This window comes from Sutterella seckii, from assembly GCF_009183815.1.
In the GTDB taxonomy this organism is placed as follows: Bacteria; Pseudomonadota; Gammaproteobacteria; order Burkholderiales; family Burkholderiaceae_F; genus Sutterella; species Sutterella seckii.
The window spans coordinates 1-430 of sequence record NZ_WEHX01000254.1; the positions used below are offsets into that span (position 1 = coordinate 1).

At 47.0% G+C, this 430-nt stretch carries 1 tRNA gene; it reads right to left on the minus strand.

Features of this window, described 5'->3' with window-relative positions:
* Window positions 1–226 precede the first annotated feature (226 nt).
* Window positions 227–303: transfer RNA gene (locus GBM95_RS12075), tRNA-Ile, on the minus strand.
* Window positions 304–430: the final 127 nt, after the last annotated feature.

The window sequence follows — 430 nt, forward strand, 5'->3', positions numbered from 1 at the left end:
ATCATGTCGGTTCTCGATGAACTTCAATGAATCGATGTTTTGAATGCAATCACAACCCCTGAAGCTGCCTTTATCTGAAGGGAAGCATCTCAACTTCTCTTCAAGACAACTTCAGAATGTCTTTACTTTTCCAAATTTTTAAAGAACTTCGCGCTGAGTTAACAGCGCCGTAGGCAAGAAATCGAACGATTTCACTCTCTTGCCTACGGCGTCGCAAACGTTGGATTGGTGGGTCTGGATGGATTCGAACCATCGACCCCCGCCTTATCAAGACGATGCTCTAACCAGCTGAGCTACAGACCCAATCCTGCGCTTCAGAACTCAACGATCCGATAAGTGTGAACACCGTGAAAGTCTTTGAAGGCGTTCCTTAAAGAACTCGACTCTCTTTAAAGGAGGTGATCCAGCCGCACCTTCCGGTACGGCTACC